27 protein-coding genes and 1 riboswitch are annotated in these 24,421 nt (G+C 36.1%); of the genes, 13 read left to right on the forward strand and 14 right to left on the reverse strand.

Translation table 11 applies throughout. From position 1 onward, the window contains the following. Positions 1-8: 8 nt before the first annotated feature. The 5 genes from CY0110_RS07090 to CY0110_RS07110 form a co-directional block, all read right to left on the reverse strand. Positions 9-779, reverse strand: coding sequence for a metal ABC transporter ATP-binding protein (locus CY0110_RS07090; RefSeq protein WP_008274687.1), 771 nt, complete (start codon positions 777-779; stop codon positions 9-11). Between the two features lie 224 nt (positions 780-1,003). Continuing rightward, the gene (locus CY0110_RS07095; RefSeq protein ID WP_035798775.1) at positions 1,004-1,987 is read right to left on the reverse strand and encodes a metal ABC transporter substrate-binding protein; all 984 of its coding nucleotides are present in this window, start codon (positions 1,985-1,987) and stop codon (positions 1,004-1,006) included. A gap of 107 nt (positions 1,988-2,094) precedes the next feature. Next, positions 2,095-3,366 carry a sensor histidine kinase gene (locus CY0110_RS07100; protein WP_008274689.1) on the reverse strand — a complete coding sequence of 424 codons (1,272 nt, stop codon included), beginning with the start codon at positions 3,364-3,366 and terminating at the stop codon, positions 2,095-2,097. A 41-nt stretch (positions 3,367-3,407) separates the two neighbouring features. After that, positions 3,408-4,085 (reverse strand): response regulator transcription factor, encoded by a 678-nt coding sequence (locus CY0110_RS07105; protein ID WP_008274690.1) that lies wholly within the window; start codon positions 4,083-4,085, stop codon positions 3,408-3,410. Between the two features lie 60 nt (positions 4,086-4,145). After that, the gene (locus CY0110_RS07110; protein ID WP_008274691.1) at positions 4,146-5,114 is read right to left on the reverse strand and encodes a hypothetical protein; all 969 of its coding nucleotides are present in this window, start codon (positions 5,112-5,114) and stop codon (positions 4,146-4,148) included. A gap of 337 nt (positions 5,115-5,451) precedes the next feature. On the opposite strand from CY0110_RS07110, the gene CY0110_RS07115 reads away from it, so the two are divergent. After that, positions 5,452-5,643, forward strand: coding sequence for a phytochrome family protein (locus CY0110_RS07115; RefSeq protein WP_008274692.1), 192 nt, complete (start codon positions 5,452-5,454; stop codon positions 5,641-5,643). Here CY0110_RS07115 and CY0110_RS07120 read toward each other — a convergent pair. Then, positions 5,640-7,091, reverse strand: coding sequence for an IS66-like element ISCysp3 family transposase (locus CY0110_RS07120; protein ID WP_008272619.1), 1,452 nt, complete (start codon positions 7,089-7,091; stop codon positions 5,640-5,642). The two genes, CY0110_RS07115 and CY0110_RS07120, sit on opposite strands and share 4 nt — an antisense overlap. Positions 7,092-7,128: 37 nt before the next feature. Between CY0110_RS07120 and CY0110_RS07125 the strand changes: the two genes are divergently transcribed. From CY0110_RS07125 to CY0110_RS29870, 4 genes are read left to right on the forward strand one after another with little or no spacing between them, the layout of a single operon-like run. Beyond that, positions 7,129-9,237 (forward strand): ATP-binding protein, encoded by a 2,109-nt coding sequence (locus CY0110_RS07125; protein ID WP_008274693.1) that lies wholly within the window; start codon positions 7,129-7,131, stop codon positions 9,235-9,237. A 15-nt stretch (positions 9,238-9,252) separates the two neighbouring features. Continuing rightward, a complete protein-coding gene (locus CY0110_RS07130; protein ID WP_008274694.1) occupies positions 9,253-9,702 on the forward strand; it encodes a response regulator in 450 nt (149 codons plus the stop codon). Positions 9,703-9,714: 12 nt separating this feature from the next. After that, complete coding sequence (locus tag CY0110_RS07135) at positions 9,715-11,556, forward strand: diguanylate cyclase (protein ID WP_008274695.1); 1,842 nt, start codon at positions 9,715-9,717, stop codon at positions 11,554-11,556. Continuing rightward, a complete protein-coding gene (locus tag CY0110_RS29870; protein ID WP_008274696.1) occupies positions 11,549-11,716 on the forward strand; it encodes a hypothetical protein in 168 nt (55 codons plus the stop codon). The genes CY0110_RS07135 and CY0110_RS29870 overlap by 8 nt, the downstream gene beginning before the upstream one ends. Before the next feature lie 69 nt (positions 11,717-11,785). Here CY0110_RS29870 and nadA read toward each other — a convergent pair whose 3' ends face one another. Next, entirely contained in the window at positions 11,786-12,757 is a 972-nt protein-coding gene (gene nadA, locus CY0110_RS07140) for a quinolinate synthase NadA (protein WP_008274697.1), read from the reverse strand. A 161-nt stretch (positions 12,758-12,918) separates the two neighbouring features. Between nadA and CY0110_RS07145 the strand changes: the two genes are divergently transcribed. The 4 genes from CY0110_RS07145 (at position 12,919) to CY0110_RS07160 (ending at position 15,773) form a co-directional block, all read left to right on the forward strand. After that, positions 12,919-13,965: an anthranilate phosphoribosyltransferase family protein gene (locus CY0110_RS07145; RefSeq protein ID WP_008274698.1), complete on the forward strand. Its 1,047-nt coding sequence runs from the start codon at positions 12,919-12,921 to the stop codon at positions 13,963-13,965. Positions 13,966-14,019: 54 nt separating this feature from the next. Next, on the forward strand, positions 14,020-14,604 hold the full coding sequence (locus CY0110_RS07150; protein ID WP_008274699.1) for a Uma2 family endonuclease: 585 nt from the start codon (positions 14,020-14,022) through the stop codon (positions 14,602-14,604). A 144-nt stretch (positions 14,605-14,748) separates the two neighbouring features. Then, complete coding sequence (locus CY0110_RS07155; RefSeq protein ID WP_008274700.1) at positions 14,749-15,117, forward strand: hypothetical protein; 369 nt, start codon at positions 14,749-14,751, stop codon at positions 15,115-15,117. Positions 15,118-15,131: 14 nt separating this feature from the next. Then, positions 15,132-15,773 (forward strand): hypothetical protein, encoded by a 642-nt coding sequence (locus CY0110_RS07160; protein ID WP_198139116.1) that lies wholly within the window; start codon positions 15,132-15,134, stop codon positions 15,771-15,773. 20 nt (positions 15,774-15,793) lie between these two features. Here the strand turns inward: CY0110_RS07160 and CY0110_RS07165 are convergent, their stop codons facing one another. The 3 genes from CY0110_RS07165 to CY0110_RS07175 all read right to left on the reverse strand — a co-directional run bounded on the left by CY0110_RS07165 (position 15,794) and on the right by CY0110_RS07175 (position 17,326). Next, positions 15,794-16,114: an addiction module antidote protein gene (locus CY0110_RS07165; RefSeq protein ID WP_008274702.1), complete on the reverse strand. Its 321-nt coding sequence runs from the start codon at positions 16,112-16,114 to the stop codon at positions 15,794-15,796. Between the two features lie 16 nt (positions 16,115-16,130). Next, the gene (smpB, locus tag CY0110_RS07170) at positions 16,131-16,598 is read right to left on the reverse strand and encodes an SsrA-binding protein SmpB (protein ID WP_008274703.1); all 468 of its coding nucleotides are present in this window, start codon (positions 16,596-16,598) and stop codon (positions 16,131-16,133) included. A gap of 107 nt (positions 16,599-16,705) precedes the next feature. Continuing rightward, positions 16,706-17,326 (reverse strand): vWA domain-containing protein, encoded by a 621-nt coding sequence (locus CY0110_RS07175; protein ID WP_008274704.1) that lies wholly within the window; start codon positions 17,324-17,326, stop codon positions 16,706-16,708. Between the two features lie 270 nt (positions 17,327-17,596). On the opposite strand from CY0110_RS07175, the gene CY0110_RS07180 reads away from it, so the two are divergent. From CY0110_RS07180 to CY0110_RS07190, 3 genes are all read left to right on the forward strand, one after another. Further along, positions 17,597-17,917: a hypothetical protein gene (locus CY0110_RS07180; RefSeq protein WP_008274705.1), complete on the forward strand. Its 321-nt coding sequence runs from the start codon at positions 17,597-17,599 to the stop codon at positions 17,915-17,917. 524 nt (positions 17,918-18,441) lie between these two features. Beyond that, positions 18,442-18,807, forward strand: a complete 366-nt coding sequence (locus CY0110_RS07185; protein ID WP_008274707.1) for a hypothetical protein — start codon at positions 18,442-18,444, stop codon at positions 18,805-18,807. A 251-nt stretch (positions 18,808-19,058) separates the two neighbouring features. Beyond that, positions 19,059-19,589: a pentapeptide repeat-containing protein gene (locus CY0110_RS07190; protein ID WP_008274708.1), complete on the forward strand. Its 531-nt coding sequence runs from the start codon at positions 19,059-19,061 to the stop codon at positions 19,587-19,589. 149 nt (positions 19,590-19,738) lie between these two features. Here the strand turns inward: CY0110_RS07190 and accC are convergent, their stop codons facing one another. Next, positions 19,739-21,091, reverse strand: coding sequence for an acetyl-CoA carboxylase biotin carboxylase subunit (gene accC / locus CY0110_RS07195; RefSeq protein WP_008274710.1), 1,353 nt, complete (start codon positions 21,089-21,091; stop codon positions 19,739-19,741). 86 nt (positions 21,092-21,177) lie between these two features. Then, positions 21,178-21,948, reverse strand: a complete 771-nt coding sequence (locus tag CY0110_RS07200; protein ID WP_008274711.1) for an MBL fold metallo-hydrolase — start codon at positions 21,946-21,948, stop codon at positions 21,178-21,180. A 669-nt stretch (positions 21,949-22,617) separates the two neighbouring features. On the opposite strand from CY0110_RS07200, the gene CY0110_RS07205 reads away from it, so the two are divergent. Then, positions 22,618-23,247 carry a cysteine dioxygenase family protein gene (locus CY0110_RS07205; RefSeq protein WP_008274712.1) on the forward strand — a complete coding sequence of 210 codons (630 nt, stop codon included), beginning with the start codon at positions 22,618-22,620 and terminating at the stop codon, positions 23,245-23,247. 48 nt (positions 23,248-23,295) lie between these two features. Here CY0110_RS07205 and CY0110_RS07210 read toward each other — a convergent pair whose 3' ends face one another. Beyond that, positions 23,296-23,520 (reverse strand): hypothetical protein, encoded by a 225-nt coding sequence (locus tag CY0110_RS07210; protein ID WP_008274713.1) that lies wholly within the window; start codon positions 23,518-23,520, stop codon positions 23,296-23,298. A gap of 33 nt (positions 23,521-23,553) precedes the next feature. Then, a riboswitch (Glutamine riboswitch) is annotated at positions 23,554-23,635 on the reverse strand. A 118-nt stretch (positions 23,636-23,753) separates the two neighbouring features. Further along, positions 23,754-24,155: a hypothetical protein gene (locus CY0110_RS07215; RefSeq protein ID WP_008274714.1), complete on the reverse strand. Its 402-nt coding sequence runs from the start codon at positions 24,153-24,155 to the stop codon at positions 23,754-23,756. Positions 24,156-24,421 lie beyond the last annotated feature (266 nt).

A 24,421-nucleotide genomic window follows, 5' to 3' on the forward strand; every position in this document is an offset into this window, starting at 1 on the left:
TCTGACTCCTATTTACCTACAATTTGACTTAAGTTAGTTACTGGTAACCCACCAAAAGTCATCTCTAAATTTTCTTCTGTAAACGTTTCTTCTGTGGTACCAGAGGCTAAAATGGTTTGGTTAAGGAGAATAGTGCGATCGCAGAAGGTAGCAATGGACATCAAATCATGGGTTGACACTAAAATGGTATGACCTTCTTCTCGCAACTGGATCATCAGATTGATAATACTTTTTTCGGTCTTAACATCCACTCCTGTAAAGGGTTCATCGAGTAAAATTACTTTCCCTTCTTGAGCCAACGCCCTTGCTAAAAAAGCCCGTTTTTTCTGTCCTCCTGATAATTCACCGATTTGATGATAACGAAACTCCGTCATACCTACTCGTTCTAAGCTTTCCATCACCAGTCTCTTATCCTTAGCACTGGGAATGCGTAATAGGTTCATGTAACCATAACGTCCCATCATCACCACTTCAAAGACACTGACGGGAAAGTTCCAGTCTACTTCATCTGCTTGGGGTACATAGGCCATCCACTGTCGTTTTTGGGCTTTTTTGACGGAAGTCCCTCCTACCAAAACCTGTCCTTGACTGGGGGACAAAAACCCCATGATTGATTTAAACAAGGTTGACTTACCGCAACCATTGGGACCGACCAGAGCAGTAATCGAACCGGGTTCTACGGTACAACTGGCATTGTATAGAGCCAGTTTAGCGTTGTTATAGGTAACACTAAGGTTATCTACTGTAATATTGAGGGATGGGGAAGTTGTTGACATCATTATTAACTAATTCCTTAAATGGTTTGTATCCAAGAGTATGAGACGTTATACCGCTACGCACTCATGCAAAATTAGACTAGAAAAGGGTTTCAAGTTTTGTGAATCTCCGAACCATAATGTGTAGTGCTATAAGTGGTGGGACATAAATCTCATTCATTATCTTAAAAAATGTAAATTGGTATTAAACCTGTCTGAAGTTACACTTCCTTGATTCAAACAGGGACTTATTGAGTCTTACTACCAGCGAGTAACCCGTTAGAGATAACACGAGCATCATATTCGAGCAAATCTAAGAAAGTAGGCACTGGCCCTTCTTCGGTAGAAAGGGAGTCAACATAAAGGTTACCTCCAAACCGAGAGCCAGTGGTTTTGGCTACTTGTTTTTGTCCCTCGTCACTGACGGTACTTTCACAGAACACAGTAGGAACTTTATTCGTTTTCACCTTATCAATAACGGTTTTGACCTGTTTGGGAGTAAACTGCTGTTCAGCGTTAATCGGCCACATATAAACTTCTTTTAAATTGTAGTCGCGGGCTAAATAAGAGAATGCTCCCTCGCAACTCACTAAATATCGCTGATTTTCAGGTACTTGCTCTAAATCTTCTTGTAGTTGCTCGTCAATGGCTTTGAGTTTTTCGCTGTAAGCAGCAGCATTGGCGTTGTAAGTCTGAGCATTGTCGGGGTCAAGTTCTACAAATGCTTTACGAATATTTTCCACATAAACTAAAGCGTTTTTAGGGGACATCCAAGCATGGGGGTTGGGTTTATTTGTGTAGGGACCTTCTGCAATGGGAATGGGTTCAATTCCTTCTGTCAAAAGCGCCGACGGAACATTATCGACATTACCTAAAAACTGCTCAAACCAACGCTCTAAATTCATCCCATTGTATAAGACGAGGTCAGCGTTTTGAGCTTTGGTAATATCACTGGGAGTTGGCTCATAACCGTGAATTTCTGCGCCAACGCGAGTAATCGACTCTACGTCTAATTTATCCCCTGCTACATTTTGAGCCATGTCTGCTAGAACGGTAAAAGTCGTTAAGACTTTCTTTTTTCCCTGATTATCAGCAGCTAACTCTGTCGTTTCGGTATTGTCTGTTTGAGTTGAAGGAGCGGTAACTTCACTCGAAGTACAACTAATTAACCCAACCCCTAAGGTCAAACTCAGTGTGAAGACAATACCCCGTGAAAAGAATATGGGTATCATTGCAAAATTGCTTGATTTTATCTCATAATCTTATCATAATTTTATCATAATTATTTCATATTAGCTCACGATCCCCGATTTCAACCTAAATAATTGCAAGGATTTTCCTATTCTTTATGGTTTAAAATAGGTAAAGAAACTTGAAAACAAGTACCAATTCCTAACTTGCTTTTAACGGTAATTTTTCCTTGATGGGAGTAAGCGATCGCTTGAGCAATCGATAATCCTAACCCAGTTCCCCCACTATTATGACGAGCTTTATCAACACGCCAAAAGCGATCAAAAACATGGGGTAAATCTTCTTCTGCAATGCCAACGCCAGTATCTTCGATAGCGACTTTAACAAGCTGGTTATGTTGAACAAGTCGAACTAAAACCAAACCTTTTTCAGAGGTGTAATTTAGGGCATTATAAATTAAGTTAGAAAATAAACGGTTTAATTGATCGGGATTACCCATGACAAAAACTTCATCAAAAACCTGATAATTTAAAGTAATATTTTTTTCTGCTGCTAATGGTTCAAGTAAATCAATTAATTTTTGTAATAAATCATTAAGACAAATAGAACTATATTCAGGATTAGACTTAGTCGTTTTTTTTTCTGCACGAGCTAAAAATAATAAATCTTCAACCAAACGAGTCATCTGCTCCGTTGCATTAGCGATCGCTCCCACCTTTCTATTATCCTTTTCTTGAAAACGCTCTGGGTGACGACGCATGATATCAATAGAAGCTTTAATAGCGGTTAAAGGGCCTCGCAGTTCGTGGGATGCGTCAGCCGTAAACTGCTGTTGCTTGTCATAAGCTTCTTCAATAGGTTTAACGGCGGTATCCGTTAAAAAATACCCCCCCACAGCAGCTAAAGTAAAAGCAGCGATCGCGCTGAGAGATAAGATTAAAAGGAGTTGATGTTGTGATGCTTCTAAGTCTTCTAAAGATTGACTAATACGAACATAACCTTGTGAATAAGGTTGACTATGAACCGAAGCATTAACCGCAACAGACAAAGTAACACTACGAACTTCAGAATTATCTTGTTGAGAAGCCAGCGTAAATAAGCCTGGTTCAGGTTGAGAAGAAACTTCTAATGACCCTTGATGCCATAAAAGATTTTTGTTATGATCAAACCACTCTATCGATTGGCTTTCTGGATCAAAAAGTTGTTCATTATTCAACTGTTGCAACAAAGAGGCATCTTGATATTGAATTTTACTGAAGGTTGGCGCGACAACTTCAGCCAAAGCCATCAATTTATTATCTAGTTGTTTCGATTCTTGGCGAATAAAAGAAAAATAGATACTTCCACCGAAAATCATTAAGATCCCTTCCATTACCAATAAATAAGATAATAAGAGACGGAAGCGTGCATTTTGAAACATTAGTCATACCTCATCAGAATCTCAGCTTCATTTACGACAGTCTATGGAAACTCTTTAAGGCGATATCCCAAGCCGTATACTGTTTCAATGACATCCGATTCAAGTCCGGCCGTTTTTAGCTTTTGACGTAAACTACTTATATGGGCTTTAACGGTAGCTTCTTCAGGAATTTGATCCATAGCCCAAAGATGATCGAGAAGTTGCGAACGGCTAAACATACGACGGGGATGGCGTAAAAAAAACTCTAGCAGACGATATTCTTTTGGACTGAGGCTTAATACTTGTTGTTGATAGGTTACTTCACAACTACTTGGATCAACACATAACTCTCCCCAACTTAAAATAGGTGGTAAGGAGGTTTCTCCTCGACGGAGTAAAGCACGGACTCTTGCTGAGAGTTCTTCGAGATCAAAAGGCTTGATTAAATAATCATCAGCACCTGCATCAAGACCTTTCACCCTATCTTTGATGGTGTCTCTAGCTGTCAACATCAAAATTGGTGTCTTACAACCATTGGCTCGTAGTTGCTGACATAAAGAAATCCCATCGAGTTTTGGCAACATGATATCTAAGACGATGAGATCGTAATCGAAAACATCTAGAAATTCTCTAGCTGCTTGCCCATCAGACGCTATTTCAACGATATAGTTTTGTTCGTCAAGATACTCTTCAATGGGAATGATAATGTTTTCATCATCTTCGACAACTAAAATTTTCATGATGCTGATGGATGGAATTTAATAAACAAGGTAAGCAACAATCAGCAACACCCTAAAGGGTCATTCCTGATTAATCATGCTAATCTGGGGAGGATTAAAGCTACCAGGGCGATTTTGTCCATAGCGAGCTAACCACTTTAAAGTATCTGGGTCAATACCAGCTTTTTGGGCTGCCTCTTCTAAGGTTTGGCTGTTACCTTTACGCAATGAAAGAATAGCGGTTTGAACTCTTTTATAGTTTTTGGTGCCATAATTCAGTTCATTTCGATTATCTGCAACAATTAATCCTACAGATAAGTCATTAGCTAAGGTAATAGGTTGGTCTATGGGGGTTTTTGCTTGAGGAGCAGCGATCGAATAAGACGCTAATCTTGCTTGGTGTTGATTCGTTTGATTCAAATCCGCCACCGAGACAAAACCGTCAGGAGCAATTTGGCTGACCTCTTTGTTAGAAGGTTGATAAACAGCAAACAACTTATCAATGATGCTGGTGTAGACCATAAGATCAACCTCAGAAACCGATTCAAAGGATTTTTTCTCCTCAATAACAGTTACCTTGGCTTTTGCAGAAGTGGGTTTTGAGGGATTATTCGCCACTAATTTTTGCGAAGGTTGCTGCGGTGCTTTTGGTTGGGAAGGTGTTGCTATCTTAGTCTCAACCGATCTGTTCACAGAAGACTTAGATAGGTTTACTGGGGTTTGATATCTAGAAACAGGACTCATTTTAGTCGGATTACCCTCAACCGATGAACTATTGGCCGCCAATACTGGGGTAACAGTTTTAGCCTTTTGAGAAGCTTCTAACTTAGCTTGTAGCTGGTTTTTCTGGGCTTCGAGTTTTTCAAGTTTCTGCTGGTACTTAGGGGTGTCGTCTTGAATATTCCGGTGGAATTTTGAAGAGACATCATCTGCTGCAGCTAGATTTGTTGACTGCTGTTCATAGAGAGCCATAATGAGAAGGAAAGAAGGCAGTACAACGGCTCCGTTAATCAGCAATAGGGTTTTAATGACATCGAGTAATACTTTCATCAGTAGGACTCCTCACGTAATATAGCTATCTATGATAGCAATCTAATGCCTGGATTTTACATAAGCTTAAGTGTTTATCATATTTATAGATTTGAATCATGCCAATAAATGAGCCGTAAAATTGTCTATACAATTAGCCGAAAGCTTGAATAAATCAAGCTTTGCACTGAACTCTACCTAGTTGTAACCGATAGTTGTCAAGATTTTGTCAAGATTGTTCAGAAAATTGTATTAGATAGTTAAATAAGCTAGTTTGGATAATCGAGGATTGCTAGTTTTAGCACATCACTGATTCTCTAAATGATCTTGGCTTAAGGAAAAAGGACTGTATCCTAAAATGAATAACTCTCACCAAGAATTTTCAACTCATAAGATAGGTTGTATTCAACCTCATGGCATTTTATTGGTTTTAAAAGAACCAGAATTAATCATCATCCAGGTGAGTCAAAATACTGACACTCATTTAGGAATTTCCTGTAACGATTTGTTAGGTAAAAAATTAAATATTATCGTAAGGATTCAGGTCTAGAAGTTAGGAATTAGGGAAGGAAACAAACAATTCGGATGACCGACTTTGGCTATTAATGACTTCTCGAAAAAATCAATCACCGAACGTTCTTGACGACGACAAGTTTGAATAACCGTCAATAAGTTAGCTGTTTGTTTAAATCGTTCCATGCTTCTTGAACCCCCACTAACTTTCCGTTTCGTGATGGCTAATCTTAAGGATCTTTCAGCAAGATTATTATCAGGGGGGATCTCTGGATGCTCCAGAAAATACCACCATTGCTCTGCCTTTTGCCGAAGGTTTCGCAAAAGTTTTCCGGCTTCATAACCGGCTTTAGGCTTCCATTCTTCTGTGGCTATCTTTATCTTATCTTTGAATTGTCTTGCCCAAACTTGATAACCATGCCTATTCTTATCGTTTTGCCAAATACGATAATGACGGAAAGCTTCATCAATTAATTTGAGAAAAGTTTGACCGATGGTTTTGTTATATTGACCTGGAGTTTTTATTAATCGCTGAAAGTGACGGCGTAAATGTGCCAAACATTTCTGTTGAGCAACAACAGTATAACCATTGTAAACTCCCAAATCATCACTACTTAAAACACCACCATATTCATGGCCTAACTGATCTTCTAATTCCTTACGCCCCCTAGTATCAGCAGCCCGAAACAGGCAGAAAAGTTGATTGGTAAATACCCACAACCATTCTTTGACTCCCTTCACTGGCCAGGGTGTTTCATCAACATGAATTGGGGGTTGTTCTACTTTGACCCACTTGGATAATTGTTCAACCGACGGATTAATGGCTGTTTCTACTCGTTGATTGGTGGCTACGATGGTCCCCATACCTATCTCAATTTGCCCTAACTCCCACAACATCTCTTGTTGCTTTTCATAAGGTAGATGTCCATAATTCCCTAACCATCCCAGAAAAGCTTGTAACTTCACTCCTAAATCTTGTCCTGGGACGGTCTTGGGCGACCAATTCGCTTTGGTCACTTCACCACAATGCCCACAGCGACAATGATGACGATGATATTCTACTACCTCAATGGGTTTATCTACCAGTTGTGCTACCTGCTGAGAATCAACTTTCACTGGTTCTATTAATAATTCTGTTTGACCACAGTGACTACATATTGATGGTTGCAAGATTTGAATTCTGTCAATTCTCCCAAAGCCTTTCCTTGTTTTTCCCTTATGTCCAGGTTGTCCCCCTGGTTTTCTTTTCTTATCCTTATCGTCTTCAGTTGTTTTAGCCTTCTCAGACTTTTTCAATAAGTCTGTTGATGGGGGTTTTGATGAGGTTTGGCTATCTAAATTACGACTGAGCTTTAATTTTTCTATTTCTTTTTGTAGCTGCTCGATAAGTTTCTGTTGAGCCAAGATAATTTGTACCAACCCAGATTTTGACAGTTGGTTTAATTCGTCTGGATTTAACTGTACTCCTGGTTCAGTTTGACTCATACCGTTACTTTAGCGCAGTCAGCCTGTTTGTCAATATTTGCCACCTGAATCCTTACGTATTATCATTGGACAAGATCAAATCGATAAAATTCTCAGATATTTGGACAAAAAAGATTTTCAAGGGGTTGATTGTTTAGAGTTAAGCTTGAGTAATAATAAAAATGAAAAGTTATTTTATATTGGGAATATTCATCGTTATGATCAAGTTTTATTTTTAGAGTTAGAAAAGTATTTTCCTCAAGAAGAAATTTCTCTGATTGATTTTTACCAAGCGAGTGAATTTTCTATTTCTCAAATTAATAATAATCTAAGCCTTCAAGAACTTTGTCAGATTTCTGCCCAAGAAATTCGCAAATTGTCAGGATTTGATCGGGTTATGATCTATCAATTTGATCATGATTGGCATGGAAAAGTTGTTGCAGAATCTAAAATTACAGATATAGAGTCTTACTTAGGATTACATTTTCCTGCTGAAGATATTCCTCCTTTATCTAGACATCTTTTTAGTTTACAACCGTTACGATTTATTCCTAATGTTAATTATAAATCTGTTAAATTTTTACCGAATAATAATCCTATTACAGAAGAAGCTCTAGACCTTAGTTACTGTATTTTAAGAGGGGTTGCACCTGTTCATTTAGAATATCTACAAAATATGGGTATAGCTGCTTCTATGACTATTTCTTTAGTTAAGAATAATCAACTATGGGGATTAATTGCTTGTCATAATAAGACTCCTAAATTGGTAAGTATTGGGGTGAGAATGGCTTGTAAATTATTTGCTAGAGTTTTGATATTAGAATTAACGAATCTTATTGAAAATAATGATTTTAGATATAAGCTACAGATCCAAAGTAAAGAAAATAAATTAGTTCAATCAATTTCAAAACAGGATAATTTTCTACAAGTTCTAGTACAACATAAGTCTGATTTTTTAGGTTTATTTGATGCTAAAGGATTAGGAATTTATCTAGAAGACACTTATAGCACTATTGGTGATTGTCCCGAAAAAGAACAAGTTGTTGAATTAATTAGATGGATACAAAATAGTAATGTACAACCAATTTTTTACACTAACCAATTATCAGGAGTTTATCCCAAAGCAGAAGAATATAAAACCATCGCTAGCGGTGTTTTAGCCATGAAGTTATCTAATAATCCTTGGCAATATATTTTATGGTTTCGACCAGAAGAACAACAAATTGTAAATTGGGCAGGTAGTCGAAATAAACTGGTTTATGTTGATAAAAATCAAAAATTACATCCAAGAAATTCTTTTAAACAGTGGAAAGAAATTGTAGATGGAAAATCTTTACCTTGGCAAACGATTGAAATCGAAACAGCTTTAGAACTGAGAAAATCTATTTTAGAAATGGGATTTAAACAAATGAATAAATTAACTAAATTGAATGATGAATTACAACAAAAAAATCAAGATTTAGATGCTTTTGCTTACATTGCTTCCCATGATCTTAAAGAACCATTGCGGGGAATTTATAATTATGCTAACTTTCTTCTAGAAGATTACAGCGATCGCATCGATGAAGATGGGGTTTATCAGTTAAAAACCCTTGTTCGTTTAAGCAAAAAAATGAGTAATCTTCTTGACTCATTACTAGAATATTCTCGACTAGGAAGAGCTAATTTTTCCTCCGAAGAAGTTGATCTCAACGAAGTGATTGAACAAGTATTAGATATGGTCAAAGGAAGATGGGAAGAAAACTCAGTTACCTTGAATATTCCCCGTCCTCTACCTATCATTCAAGCTGATAGTGCAAGATTACATGATTTGTATATGAATTTGATTACTAATAGTATAAAATATAATGATAAGGAAGAAAAAATAATTGAAGTTGGTTATGTCAACAGAGAAGAAATGTTATCAAAATTTCCTTATGAAGAAGTACATGATTTCAATTATTCTCAATTCATTTTTTATGTTCGAGATAACGGAATTGGGATTTCTCCTGAACATGAAAAAAAGATTTTTCAAATATTTAAACGATTACATCCCCCTGAAAGATATGGAGGAGGAACAGGTATTGGTTTAACTATTGTTCAAAAAATTATAGAACGTCATGGGGGAAAGATTTGGATTAATTCAATAGTAGATCAAGGCACCACCTTTTACTTTACATTAACCTAATTATCAGTTATTTTAATGTCAAATTTAGTATCTAAATCCTTTGTATTGTTAGTTGAAGATAGCGATGAAGATTTCACCGCTTTTGTACGATTTAGTCGACCTTTTCTTCAAAAACATTCACTTAAACGTTGTCGAAATGGGGAAGAAGGGTTACAATTTTTACAAGAGATTGATTCTATTATTCAAGATTATAATAGTAACTATCCTTCTTTAATTATTCTTGATTTGAATTTACCTGGTATTGACGGAAGAGAAATATTAACCCGTATCACAGAAAACCCTCAATGGAGAAAAATTCCTATTGTAATTTTTAGTAGTTCTAACAATCCTAAAGATATTAATTTTTGTTATGAACATGGTGCAAAAAGTTATATACAAAAACCAATGGATATTGGTCTCTTAAAGAAAACAATTCATATTATTTGGGACTATTGGTTTAATGTTGTTGTTCTTGCTTCTAAATAGATTTTATGATGTATGTTTCCTCAAACCTGTACCGTATTAATTATTGATGATAATCAAGAAGATAGGTTTATCTTTAAACGCTATCTAAGCAAACAAAAAGACCAAAATTATCAGTTAATAGAAGCATCATCAGGAAGGGAAGGATTAGAAATTTTAAAGACAGTTCAAGTTGATGGGATTCTTTTAGATTTTCGTTTACCTGACATAGATGGTATAGAATTTTTGAAACAATTACAAAGTCAATTTTTTTATAGTTACTTTGCTATCATTATATTAACAGGAGTTGGAAACGAAACTGTTGCAGTAGAGGCCATGAAGAATGGCGCACAAGATTACTTAATTAAAGATAATTTAACTCCAGAAATTTTACATAAATCATTATATTTAGCCATCGAAAGGGTAAAATTACGTCGGCAATTAGAACAAAGTGAACAACGATTTAGAACAACGTTTGAACAAGCAGCAGTCGGAATTTATCATATTAACTTAGTTGGAGAATTTCTAAGATTTAATGAAAAATTTTTTCAAATTACAGGCTATTTACCAGAAGAGTTACAAGAAAAAACCCTAGAAGAAATTATGTTTCCTGAAGATTTACTCTTTTATCAAAAACAGCTAAAAAGACTTTTAAGTAATCAAATTAAAACATTTACGTTAGAACAAAGACTAATTGGATTCAATGATCAATTAGTTTGGATCAATTTAACAGTTTCTATGATTAATAAAAAAGATAATCGTCCTGATTATTTAATGGGAATTGTTCAGGATATTCAAGAAAGAAAAAAAACAGAAATTCAACTTAAAAAGGCTAATCAACAGTTAAAAGAAATTGTTGAACAATTAGCTAAACAAAACCAACAAAGAACTCTATTAAGTCGGGTAAGTCAATATTTACAAGTTTGTAATAATTTAGAAGAAGCTTATAATATTTTAGCTGATTTAATTCAACCCTTATTTCCTGATTGCTCTTTGGGTATTTATCAACTCAATAATCAGCAAACTCTCGCTACTTTAGTTTCATCTTCTGGAGATTTTCTTAATAGTAAACAAGACTTTAGATTTTGTGAATGCTGGGCATTACGTCAAGGAAAAGCCCATTATAATGATGTCACACATCGCCACTTATTTTGCCCCCATGTTGAAACAAATTTAATTACTAAAGCAACGTTATGTTATCCTATTATTGCTCAAGGAAAAACTCTAGGAATTCTTTATATTAGTGCTAGTAACCTCAGCAAATTAACGCCAGAAACAGAAAACTTAGCAGAAACAGTCAGTGATTATATAACCCTATCCTTGGCAAATTTAAAATTACAAGAAGACTTAAAAGAACAAAGTGTCAGAGATTCTTTAACAGGATTATTTAACCGTCGTTATCTTTATGAATTTCTTACCAAAGAAGTTGCTAAATCCCAAAGATATAAGACAAATATTGGTGTTATTTTAATGGACATTGATCATTTTAAACCAATTAATGATAATTATAGTCATGGTTTAGGCGATGTAGTTTTAGAGGAAATTGGTCAATTTTTAAGTAATAATATTCGAGAATCAGATATTGCTTGTCGCTATGGTGGAGAAGAATTTATTTTAATTTTTCCCCACGCTAGCTTAGAAAATACTTATCAACGAGCAGAAGCACTAAGAAAAAAAATAAAATGTCTCAATTTTCGCTATCAAAAATATTATTTAAACTCGGTTACTGTGTCGGTTGGAGTTGCTAATTTTCCTCAACATGGGGTGACGGGAGAAGAAGCAGTACATCATGCTGATCTTGCCCTATACGCAGCTAAAGCGCAAGGACGCGATCGCACTATTATTTACAGTGAAGAAATAACAGGTAACAGTGAGTAACAATGATAGAACAACTATTGATACTTGGGAAGAAAAACTAGAATCTTTCAATCAAATTAATCAACAAAAAAAACAAATATTTAAACGTTCAATCATTATATTATCAATATCAGGAATAACAGCAATTTTTGATAAAATTATTGCTTCAACTTTTTATTAAATTTAATATAAATAGGAAACAGGAAATAGGATATTATTATACTTCTCCCGACTCCTGATTCCTGACTCTTTACTTAGACATTTCTAACATTCTTTGAATAGGTTTTAAAGCAGCTTTTCGTGTAGATTCATCCATGATAATTTCTGGTTGTTTATACTTCATGGATAAATACAATTTTTCTAACGTATTCAAACGCATATAAGGACATTCATTACAAGCACAATTATTCATAGCTGGTGCCGGAATAAATGTTTTATTCGGCGCTTCTTTTTCCATTTGATGAATAATCCCTGGTTCCGTTGCCACAATAAAACTATCTTGTGAACTTTGCTGAGAATACTTCAATAATGCAGTGGTTGAACCGATATAATTAGCATGGCGTAAAACCGGTTCTTCACACTCAGGATGAGCAATAATTTCAGCTGAAGGATGTTCAATTTTTAGCTGAACAATTTTCTTTTCTGAGAAGGTTTCATGAACAATACAACTTCCTTGCCAAAGTATTAAATCTCTACCAGTTTGTTGAGAAACATATCGTCCTAAATTGCGATCAGGTCCAAAAATAATCGGACGATCTTTAGGCAGTTGATTAACAATTTTAACCGCATTTGAACTCGTGCAAATGACATCACTCATCGCCTTAATATCTGCGGTGCAATTAATGTAAGATACAACAATAGCATCAGTATATTGTGTCTTAAACTTGGCAAATTCTTTCGGAGGACAACTATCCGCTAAAGAACACCCTGCCTCTAAATCAGGTAATAGAACTAATTTATCAGGATTGAGAATTTTCGCAGTTTCTGCCATGAAGTGAACCCCCGCAAACACGATCACTTCTTTATCTGTGGTGGCTGCTTGCTGAGAAAGTCCAAGGGAATCTCCGATATAATCAGCAATGTCTTGAATATCAGGGTCTTGATAGTAATGAGCTAAAATAACCGCTTTCAATTCTTTTTTAAGCTCATTTATAGCAGAAAATAAATTTTTAGGCAGTGAGTTCGAGGTTTGGGATAGGGTCGGTTTCGCAGTAGTGAACACAGTGGTGAGCAACTCCTCCAGTAATTATAGTTAATCTTACCAAAACTATTATAACAAATAATCCATACTATCATCTTATGTTTAACAATAATGATGAGTTTTATTAAGATGATCCCCTTAGTCCTGTAAAATAAGAAAATGGAAATAGAGTCAAATCAAGCATGAGCAATACGTTTAGAGAGTATCTTAAAAAAATTGGTAGCGGGGTTCATACGGGCAGAGATTTAACCCGAAATGAGTCCGCAGATGCCATGAAATTGATGTTATTGGCAGAAGCAACCCCTGCACAGATAGGGGCGTTTTTGATGGTTCATCGTATTAAACGCCCGACTCCTGAAGAATTAGCAGGAATGTTAGATACTTACGCCGAATTAGGACCAAAATTGGACATTGATCACCTTGAGTTTGATTATCCTGTTACTGTTTTGGGAACTCCTTATGATGGGCGATCGCGTACTGCCCCTGTAACCACCCTCACCGCCTTGATTTTAGCCACTGTCGGGGTTCCTGTGGTACTTCATGGGGGAGAAGCCATGCCTACTAAATACGGGGTTCCTTTGGTCAATATTTGGCAAGGTTTAGGGGTTGATTTTGCTAAGCTTTCCCTCGAAGAAAGTCAAAAAATGTTAGAAAAAACAGGTTTAACTTTTGTCTATTTACCTAACCATTTTCCAGAAGCGCAGCAATTAGTACCTTATCGAGATCAAATCGGCAAACGCCCCCCCTTAGCTACTTTAGAATTAATGTGGTCTCCCTGTTCATCTTCTCAAGTTCATATTGTGTCTGGGTTTGTTCATCCTCCTACAGAAACCCTATTTAGAGACACCTTAAAACTGAGAAATTTTCACCATTTCACCACGGTTAAAGGGTTAGAAGGTAGTTGTGACTTACCCCAAAGTCGAACCGCTATTATCGGCATAAATCAACCTAGTAATAACCCTGAATGGCAACGGTTACACCTTCATCCCCAAGATTATGATTTAAGCGGTAAAGATGTTCCTTTAGAGTCTACAGAAAAACTTTTAGAACAAATGCAGCAAGTCTTACAGGGGAAAGATAACCCATTGATGCCTTTAGCTATTTATAACGGTGGGTTTTACCTCTGGCGTTGTGGGGTTTGTGCTGATTTAAAAACAGGATTTGACGAAGCAAAAACCCTATTAATGAGTGGAAAAGTTAGGAAAAAGTTACAGAGTATTCTTGAGTAATGATTATCATATAGACAGATATTATGTTTAATTGAAAAATTCACTCTTTTTATTATGACCAATGTTACCTTAAGTCTCAAACCCTTTATCGACAGAATTAGCGAGACAGATTTAGAAAAATTATGTCAAGAAAATCCCGAAGCTCGATTAGAAACTAATCCTCAAGGTCAACTAATTATTATGTCTCCTACAGGAAGTGAAAGTGGTAAACGCAATACAAGTTTAATTTTCCAAGTCGAGTTATGGAATCGTCAGCAAAATTCGGGAATAGTGTTTGATTCTTCAACAGGTTTTAAATTATCTAATGGCGCAGTACGTTCTCCTGATGTCAGTTGGATTACTCTTGCTAAATGGAATAGTTTAAGTAAACAGCAAAAAAGAAAATTTGCCCCGATCGCTCCTGATTTTGTTATTGAATTAATGTCTCCTACCGATGAGCTTAATGAGTTGCAAAATAAGATGGAAGAATATATGAATTGTGGTGTTCAATTGGGTTGGTTAATTAATCCTGACGAAAAACAAGTCGAAATTTACCGTCAACAAGAAAAGCCAGAAATATTAAATAATCCACTAACTTTATCGGGAGAGCAAATCTTACCTAATTTAATTGTTAATTTACAAGATATTATTGAAGATTAAACCAAGAACTGAGTTTTCTATGAGCGATCGCATTTTAATCATAATCTTAACACCAGCGATCACAATAAGCATCAGTATTATAACTATAACTAAAGTTTAATAGAATAGAGTGACTTATAAATAAAACTATTGAAGCAATTTCCTATGAATACTAGACAATGGCTTGTATCAGTCATATCTTATTACCGTAATTTAGGGTTTTTTCAGCAATATCCAAACTTATCAGATGAACAAATAGCAGATATCTTGGAAAATATCCAGAAAAAAAATCAATTTGGAGATGGAACATTTAATAGCCAAAAAGAAGAAGATGTTATTGTTTTAGATGAAACCAGAATTATTCCCATTTATTTAGAAGAAATGTATAGCAATTCTTGTGAACATAAAGAAGGCATTAATATAATAAAGTCAGTTTCAGAAGCACAGAATATCATTGAAGGAATATTGTTAGAGCTATCCTATATTGCCAGAGACGTTTTTACCATAAAAAATATTAAATGCTATCTTGTATAGATAACAGGGTTTCAGTGAAATTCACTTTGGGCGATAGCAAATATCTAATAGTAGCATTACAAGTTATTGATGATCCATCTCTAGCTATAACTAAACTCAACCCTATCTTAAAAGACACTAATTATCAATTTGAGATTTGGAATTTACTAGAAGCACAATTTATTTTATTGCTAACCTTGCAAGAAAAACAAAAACTACAAAAAGAAAAAAACTACGATTTTTTGGATTCTAATAGTGAATATGAAAATCCGAAGTATTCTCATCCACTAATTAAGAAAATATGTCTTCTTAGTGAATCAGTATGTTTGGGTTCAGAATCAGGCGAGCCGGTACAAATATACTTTACGCAAGCTGAGTCTTATCAAGCTGCTTGTAAAGAAGTTTTTAATTCCGAAGATGATATTTGTTGTATGACACTGAAGGATTTTGAGTATATGTATTTAGATGAATATGATGTTGTAGATGATAACCTGGAAAATATGGTTGACACATTCAAAAAATTAAGTGCTATTTATGGAGAAGTTACTCCTGAAGGATACATCAATGCGATACAAGAACATGGCACTCGTGGTTATTTTTATATTTGTTTTTTTATAAATCTTATTAAAGAAGCTGATACTAATATATTAATTGCTTTTCCTCGGTATGAAGGATAATAGAAGTTGAAGGAGGGACTTTACGAGTGCTGTGATGATTCTAACGAACTACGATTATTAGGGATAATAGTTATGTGACAGCCCAAACTTTCAAGAATATCGTAAATACCGATAAATTTTGGATTAGCATGGGATGAAAGGGTTTTATAAAGACTTTCCCGACTATGATTAATATCCTTAGCCAGTTGGGTCATGCCTTTTTGAGCATCAACCACATCCTTAAGGGCTAAAAAAAAGACATCCTTCCCTTCGGATAAGGCTGCATTAAGATATTCCCCTGCTTTAATGGGGTCTTGAAGGGATTTAAGTAAGTCATCTCGATAACTTCTACTTCTAGGCATCAGTTACATTGCTTCATCAAAAACGTTTCATCGCCCGTGAAATTTCCCGTTGATCTTGACGACGTTTGACGGTTTCTCGTTTATCATGGAGTTTCTTACCTCTTCCTAACCCAAGGCCGACTTTGACCCAACTTCCTTTAAAATAGAGTTTGAGTGGCACTAAGGTTAAACCTTTCTGCTCAATTTTCCCAATCAATTGACTAATCTGTTTACGATGTAAAAGCAGTTTACGGGTACGTTTCGGATCGTGATTGAAATATTGACTACTGCCTTGATAGGGTGAGATGTGAACATTGGTTAACCAAGCTTCACCATTTTTGATGAACGCATAACCATCGGCCAAGTTAACCCGTCCGGCACGAATGGACTTAACTTCCGTTCCCACCAGTTCAATTCCCGCTTCATAAGTCTCTAAAATTTCATAGAGGAAGCGAGCTTTACGATTATCACTAACGATTTTGATAGCTTTATTGTCATTTCCCATAGCCTTTCTAGGCTAACATTTTTTAAAGCTTTTAGCAATACCAAATAATGTTCTCTGATAAAACAGGTTTAAGCCCCTAACCGATAGAGGCTCAAAACCCATGTATCTTAGTCGATGAGAGCGTTTAACAAGACATCGGTTAAAGACATCCCTTTCATATCATCAACCGTAACCGTATCAACGATATCAAATTTCGCCCCAGCGGATTGAAGATCATCATCTAACGCCTTATAAAAACGAGTTGCGTTTTTATCAGTTCCCACTTGAATAAAGGAAATACCTAACTCATCTTCTCGATCAACGTTTTGAGACGCATCCATTATCAAACTGATAACGGCTTTACGATCCGTTGGTTCTCCATCAGTAATGATAATAAAGGTTTCTCCATTGGCTTGTGTTTTTCCTCCTGCTTTGCGTTCAAAATAGTTGTTTAGACCATCTTGCAAAACTCCAGCTAAGTCCGTTTGTCCCATCGGTTCGTTTTCTTCGTACACTTTTGTCACTTTATCCGATGTGACGTTATCGTACCGTCTAAAACGACCAGAAAATACATAGACTGTAATCCCATCAGGATCAATCTCTTCGCATTTCTTCGCTAAGGCTAAGGTTGACTCCTGGGCAATTTGCCAACGGGTTTTGCCATCAGGACCATCAGAAGTAGCCATACTACTGCTTTTGTCGATCATCAGGGTGTAATCCCGATTTTCGATACGTGAGTCTCCTGACATATCAGAAACAACCTCCTGGTAAATATTACATCTTATGATTATTCTGTTTTCTAGCCTATTATGACCTTTGAGAATTGCCCACAAATATCCTGATTTTCATCATAATTGAAAGGACTATTGCACTATGGTAGTTAAGGATCGATGACATAAATAAGTTGAATTGTAAAGTCATATTGCGACACTTTATAAAAATCTTTAAATATTGTCCTTTTATCTATCATCGTTATTAACGTAGAACATCAGAAGCAGCTAATTGTGGGAATTTTTATAATGGACAATGAATCTCAAAAATACCGTATGGTTTGCACCTTAAGTTTTGGTGATGTTTACGGTCAAATTATTGTTTGGTTAATCGTCATTTTCTTAACTTTAGCGAGTGCGTTAGGATTATGGAGCAGCACTCGTCAAATTTACGCTCTCGCTGTTGTGGGACTGGTTTTAGTGTTGTCTTTACCCTTCTTACTGTTTGCTTTCGTTACCACTTTACTCAACCATATTGAGTTCATCCCCCTCGAAGCAACAGAAAGCACTCGTTCTTCTTCTCGTAGAAAAATTAAGGCAAATCAACAACCTGCCGAAGCAGCCGGCTAATTTATATTGTGGAAACGTTAAGAGTTTATTGGTTAAGTGAATCTTAAAAGTTGCAGTAAAAAAATCTGAGTTTACTAATATGTAGGGTTCAGAATCTCATTTTCTTCAATTCAAAACCCTAATTATGCTCATTTTTTAACAAAAGTTCACAGTTTTGACTCGTTATCTCTTGTACAACGTTTCCACCCATTGACCCTGATTAACCTAACAAATAAAATTTTTGTTTATTTTTATTTAGTTTAGTCTCAACCTTCGACATAATGAAGTTAGTCAAAGTAAAGACAACAAAAAATTAAGTAATGAGGAGTGTTTAAGTCTCTAATTAGTTAACCTTTTGTTGGTGAAACTTTCCAAAAACTCTTAGAGAATTTGTGATCTCTTCGAGGTAAACATTCATGAGCAGTAAAGGCTCATATTCTTCTTAGTTCAAACTGAATAACTACACTCTTACTCTTAGCTCTATTTTAACTGGGCTATAGACGTAATATCCTTGAAAACCTCTACCAATAATTGGAGAGAAAATAATGAATATGTTTAACACTTTAGCACAGTTTTCTCAAATTGCCATCGGGAGTTTAACGTTGGGAATAAGTACCCTCGTTTTTATTATCCCAGTTGAGGCACAAACAGAAATTATTACTGATCCTAAACCTTTAGAAACCTATACGGGAAGCCTACAAGATTTAGAAGGAACAGAATCAAGAACTAGGGACGAAAGCTTGGCTGTTGGAGGCGAATATCCTCGCAATGTGGAAATTCCTTCCCTAGAAACTGATAAAAATTCCCTTGAGGCTAAAACTGAGGCTTTAAACGAAGTTTTAGAAGACCACGATTACAATTTAGGAGATGTAAAACGTCCAACCTATCGGGTTCCTTTCGTTCATTTTTGAATATTAGAACATTACAAAAATAGGTTTAATATCAGCCAGAAATTATAAAGTAATATCAATTTTTGTTAAAACTTATTGATTTCTGGCTAATTTATTGTTGTGAATTTATAAAAATCTTTTAAGATTAAATTATTGAATGCTGACATTTCGCTTCAATTCGGATAATTATTAATAACCCATAAAAGACCAGTCATAGATAACTAACAATTAAGCGAAAGAGAAGCCTATTCGCTGAGTCGGAGAAACACATCATGAAAGAGAGACAATTATTTACCAACTATTTGAAAAATCAACGAAATTTTCAAGGGGTTAGTTTACATAAAGCCAACTTAGAAGGACTCAATTTACAACGAATTAATTTAAGTCGTGCAGACTTGAGTGGAGCAAACTTAAAAGAAACCGATTTAAGTGGTGCTTGTTTATCTCAAGCCAATTTAACCGATGCGGACTTAACAAAAGCCCATTTAGTCGGTGCTAATCTCACAGAAATTAACCTCATTGGAGCAGATTTAAGCGAAGCAGATTTAACTGGAGTTGATTTAACCAACGCTGACTTACGCTGTGCTAATTTACAGAATGCCAATCTAAACAAAGCTAAACTTCAAGAAGTAAATTTAGATGGGGCAGATTTAAGCGGAGCGAAACTTTGCGGTGCTACTATTATTAACACTGATTTAACTGTAGCTGATACCCAAGAAATGTCTTTAGATAACACAGACCAATGTGAAGTAGACGAACCTTTATCAGCAACCTCAGCAAATTGGGTTAGTTGGGCTGGTTAAATTTAAGTTAAATTTATCTAAAAAAATTCAAAAATATGGCCTATTTTGACAGGTCTGCAACCCCAGAAGAAGCAGCAGGTGTTCAAGTGGATATTGCTGCTATTAGTGGGTTAACCAGTCCTTAAAAAAGATTCGGTTAACCCTAACATTTACGATTGAGGCATTAAATGTTCTGCCACAAAATTAGTATATACATCCCCTGCTAAAAAGGCGGGGGTTTCTAATACCCGTTTATGAAAATCAATCGTAGTAGGAACCCCTGTAATCGCACATTCTCTTAAAGCCCGTTTCATGCGTTTAATTGCTGTATTTCTATCAGGTCCCCAGACAATCAATTTACCAATTAAAGAGTCATAATAAGGAGGAATTTCGTAATCGGTGTAAACATGGGAATCCATTCTTACCCCTGGACCGCCTGGGGGAAGATAACCGCTAATTTTTCCAGGATGGGGACGAAAATTGAGATCAGGATCTTCAGCATTAATCCGACATTCAATCGCATGACCTTTTAAGGAGATTTCTGATTGTTTGAATTGTAATTTTTCTCCTTGAGCGATACGAATTTGTTCTGTAATTAAATCTAATCCCGTAATCATTTCAGTAACAGGGTGTTCAACTTGAATACGGGTATTCATTTCCATAAAATAGAAGTTCCCCTGATTATCCACTAAAAATTCAACGGTTCCGGCACCAACATAATTAATAGATTTAGCTGCTTTAACGGCAGCCTCTCCCATTTTTTTACGGAGTTGAGGAGTTAAAACAGGACTAGGGGCTTCTTCTAACAATTTTTGGTGACGACGCTGAATAGAACAGTCCCTTTCTCCTAAATGAATCACATTACCATAACTATCGGCTAATATCTGAAATTCAATATGACGGGGACGTTCAATAAACTTTTCTAAATAAACGCCAGCATTACCAAAGGCCGCCTCTGCTTCCCCTTGGGCTGCTTGAAAAAGGCGAGAAAACTCACTTTCTTCTCGGACTAAACGCATTCCGCGCCCACCACCTCCGGCAGTTGCTTTAATCATTACAGGATAACCAATATCGCGGGCGACATTTAAGGCTTCTTCTTCCGTGTCAAGGAGTCCGGCACTTCCAGGAACCGTAGGAACCCCTGCTTTTTGCATGGTTTTTTTAGCTGTGGATTTGTCCCCCATCGCCCGAATCGCTTCAGGAGATGGGCCAATAAAGACAATTTGATGATCAGCACAAATTTCTGCAAAACGAGCATTTTCTGCTAAAAATCCGTATCCTGGATGAATTGCCGTTGCGTTGCGCGTCAAAGCAGCCGAAATAATATTAGGAATATTGAGATAACTTTTACCACTAGCTGGCGGACCAATACACACACTTTCATCCGCTAATTGAACATGGAGGGCTTGACGATCAATGGTAGAGTGAACCGCAACCGTCCCAATACCAAGTTCTTCGCAAGTATGTAAAATACGTAAGGCGATCTCCCCGCGATTGGCAATTAGGATTTTGGAAAATTGCATCATTTAACCTGTGCTTTAACAGTCCTATTTAGTAGGATATCTGGTTTTGTGCTTGTGAGGATAGTCACGGGGAGATACAAGCGTCATTAATTAACCAATTGAGAGGTCAAATTAACGGTTTCTCCAGGATTAGGAGTCATGACTTGAGTGGCAAGGTTATTATTTTGTAACTGTTGACGAAACTTATCGATGGTTCCTTCTTGTCGCAATAAAGAAACTAACAATCCTTCATATTCTGTTTCTTTCGCCCCAGCAGTAGGTAAAATAAACTTCGGTTTTAGGGTTTGGCACAATTTTAGGGTGGTTTGTTGACCCTGCAATATAGGCAGAAGATGTAAAATACTAATTCCCACCACTGGGGTTAAAATAATGTCGATATCCCCTTCTCCTTGTAATTCTGAGCAATGATTGCCGTGGGGTTCATAGTAGAGTTTTTGCCCTTCTGTTAAATCGTTAATAATATAAGCATTTTCTACTAATTGTGGACCGACGAGAGATCCAGGAAAGGCTTTAATATCAATCGTTTCATCTAAGGTGTAACTATCACCGTGCTCCAGGGTACGAATATCAGTGTACCCTAATTCTTTGACAACTTTTGTGGCGTTGGGAGAGGCTACCACTGGAATATTATGATCCAGTTCTTTTAAAGTAGGAATGTGAGCATGATCGTCTAATCCTTGGGATAAAAGAATCAAATCAATAGGCTTATTAACATCATAAGCGTTTGATTTAACCCCTTTGAATAACCAATCTAAATTACCAAAGACTAACGGACCAACTAACCAGGGATCAAGAAGGATTCTTTTTCCTGAAATTTCTATCAACCAAGAGTTATTATCAAGCCAAGTAAGTTTCATAAAGATACTAATTATTGATTGTATTCAAAAAAATGATAATGCTACTATTATTCTGACATAACAACAAACTACTTTTCAAAAAAATTTGTTGATTATTCTTTAGTTAAGAGGTTTTTGAATTTTTCTTCTATCGATTTGTGACTATATTCATCGTTAGGATAGACCTTTTGTCCTAGAGATTGAAAATAAGGATGTTCATCATATATTGGTCGCCATTTAAAGTCAACTTGTCTGACTAATTCATGGAATAACTGAGAATTAGCTAAATTTTTATCTAACAGTTGTTTAAAAACTCATAATGATCCTGACGAATCCTGTAAATTACAGAGCCATAAATATGCAGTTATTATACTTGTGAGATATAGCGTTTTCTAGTTTTAGGAGTCAGAAGTTAAATATTCGGTGTATTTCATGAGTCCGAGAAACACTATATCTTCCATAATGATTATTAATGTCTTGAAATTAAACCTATTATATATCTCTCTGCCCCCTCCCTTTTGCCTTTTCACTCCTACCTCCTTCAAACCCAATTGAGGTGAATAGTCAAGAAACGTTAAATTTAATTGAACTCTGCTTAAATCATTGGTTACTGTAACCTATGATTGATTAAGTAGGATTGAATCAAGGTTTAAACCATAGGGTTTGGCGATTGATAGGAGTAATAATTATATGCCACAACAAGATTGGTTGATTCGAGATGATGGTGATTGTTTAGCGTTTCCATCTCCTCGACAATGGGACTTATTAAGCGCAACCACATCCTATCGTTTGCATCGCTTTTTGACAGAATTAGATGATGTGGTTAACCAAGCAGAAATCAGTAAACAACCAGAAACTGAGTATCTTCCTACCCTTCGTCGTTTGGTACGGAAGTTACTTTTAAATGTTTACTGGATAAGTCAAGAGATTCCTACCCCTTCTACAGCAACCGGAACCGACGTTAAATTACTCTACGATGAATCTGGATATCCCTTAACTCTACAAACAGAGATTATGTTACCAGGAACTAGCACAACTGTCCATAATCACGGAACCTGGGGAGTTGTGGCTACTTTAAAAGGAGAACAAAAAAATACCTTTTGGAAATCTGTCCCCACGGCAAAACATCCCCAAAATATTGAAAAGGTTGGTGAGCAAGTTTTTCAAACAGGGGATATTATTAGTTTTACAACAGGAGCCATTCATTGTGTTGAAGCGACAGGCAATGAACCAACTGTAACGCTGAATCTTTACGGAGATACTCACGCCTCGAAACGGTTCAAGTTTGACCCTGAGACTCACAAAGCCTATCACTTTTAGGTTAATTTGCTGAGTGAAGTTGTAAGAAGACGGAGATGAAAACTGAATCTAATTAGGAGATTCCTCGGTAGTTAAGTTATTTAGCCTATCAATCACTAAGGGAATAGCAATAATACTTAACTTCAAAATCCAAGGAGCAAATAAAAGCGTTAACAGAGATGATAGTAAAGCAACACACCCCATAGCAGCTTTCACCACATCTTCTTTTAAGTTATAACTCAAAAAAGCTGACACTGAAGCGATCGCTAAAGTGATTAAAGAAATGATAAGCATTGTTCTGTTACAACCTCATGTTTATCGACAGTTTGAGCGTTCCTTCGGCTTCATGATACAAGCCTACTTCCGTCCCTTCACTGTGTTTTCTCGTAACAATGTAGAGATGAACGACAAAGCTATTTGCATTTCTTAATAATACATAACTTTTAACATCAGTGTCAACCCTTAACTAGCAGTTGTCAAGGCTTCATGGGATTTACGTAATCAATCCCTTGACACCAACACAAAGACTAAAACCTAATTTCAGGATCCGTCATCTCAAAAGAGGGTACAGTCCCACTATTGGTATTTTGTGGGACTTGTCTTGTCGGTAAACCTTGCATCCATAACGCCATCACTAATAAAGCGACTGTTATTAACACTTCCCAAAAGAAGACTGGATAAGAAGAATCTGGTCTTTTTTGAGTAGAAGATGGGTTCATAATTTTCCAAGAATTTTCTTGAAGACTCAACTTTTTTTCAGGAGTCCATGAAGAAGGAGTTTCCTTAGTTAAGGAAGTTTTTTTTACAGTAATAATTTTAGTTGTTTTGTCTGTTTGGGAATCGTTAGAATATTGAGAATGCTTTTCATTGGGTTGAGATTTAATAACAGTTGATGGCTTTATATTGGGGTTACTTTGTCCGTGATTCATTGATTATTTTCCTCGTCAATAGCAAGCTGGGATAGAGATAATCCTGCGTTCACGGCTTACGATAGGACTATCTACTATCTCTTACTAGACATCAGTTATTATTTAAAATTTCCCACACCCACTTTTAAAAATAATGTCTAATGTCTGTAATTTTTTTAATTAAATTAACAGATGTAATATCTACTATACCTAGTATGCCTCATAATTCCAAATAAACAACCCAAGTTTAGGATCTTAGACAAAATTATGGAGATGCTGTTCAAATA

Source organism: Crocosphaera chwakensis CCY0110, assembly GCF_000169335.1.
In the GTDB taxonomy this organism is placed as follows: domain Bacteria; phylum Cyanobacteriota; class Cyanobacteriia; order Cyanobacteriales; family Microcystaceae; genus Crocosphaera; species Crocosphaera chwakensis.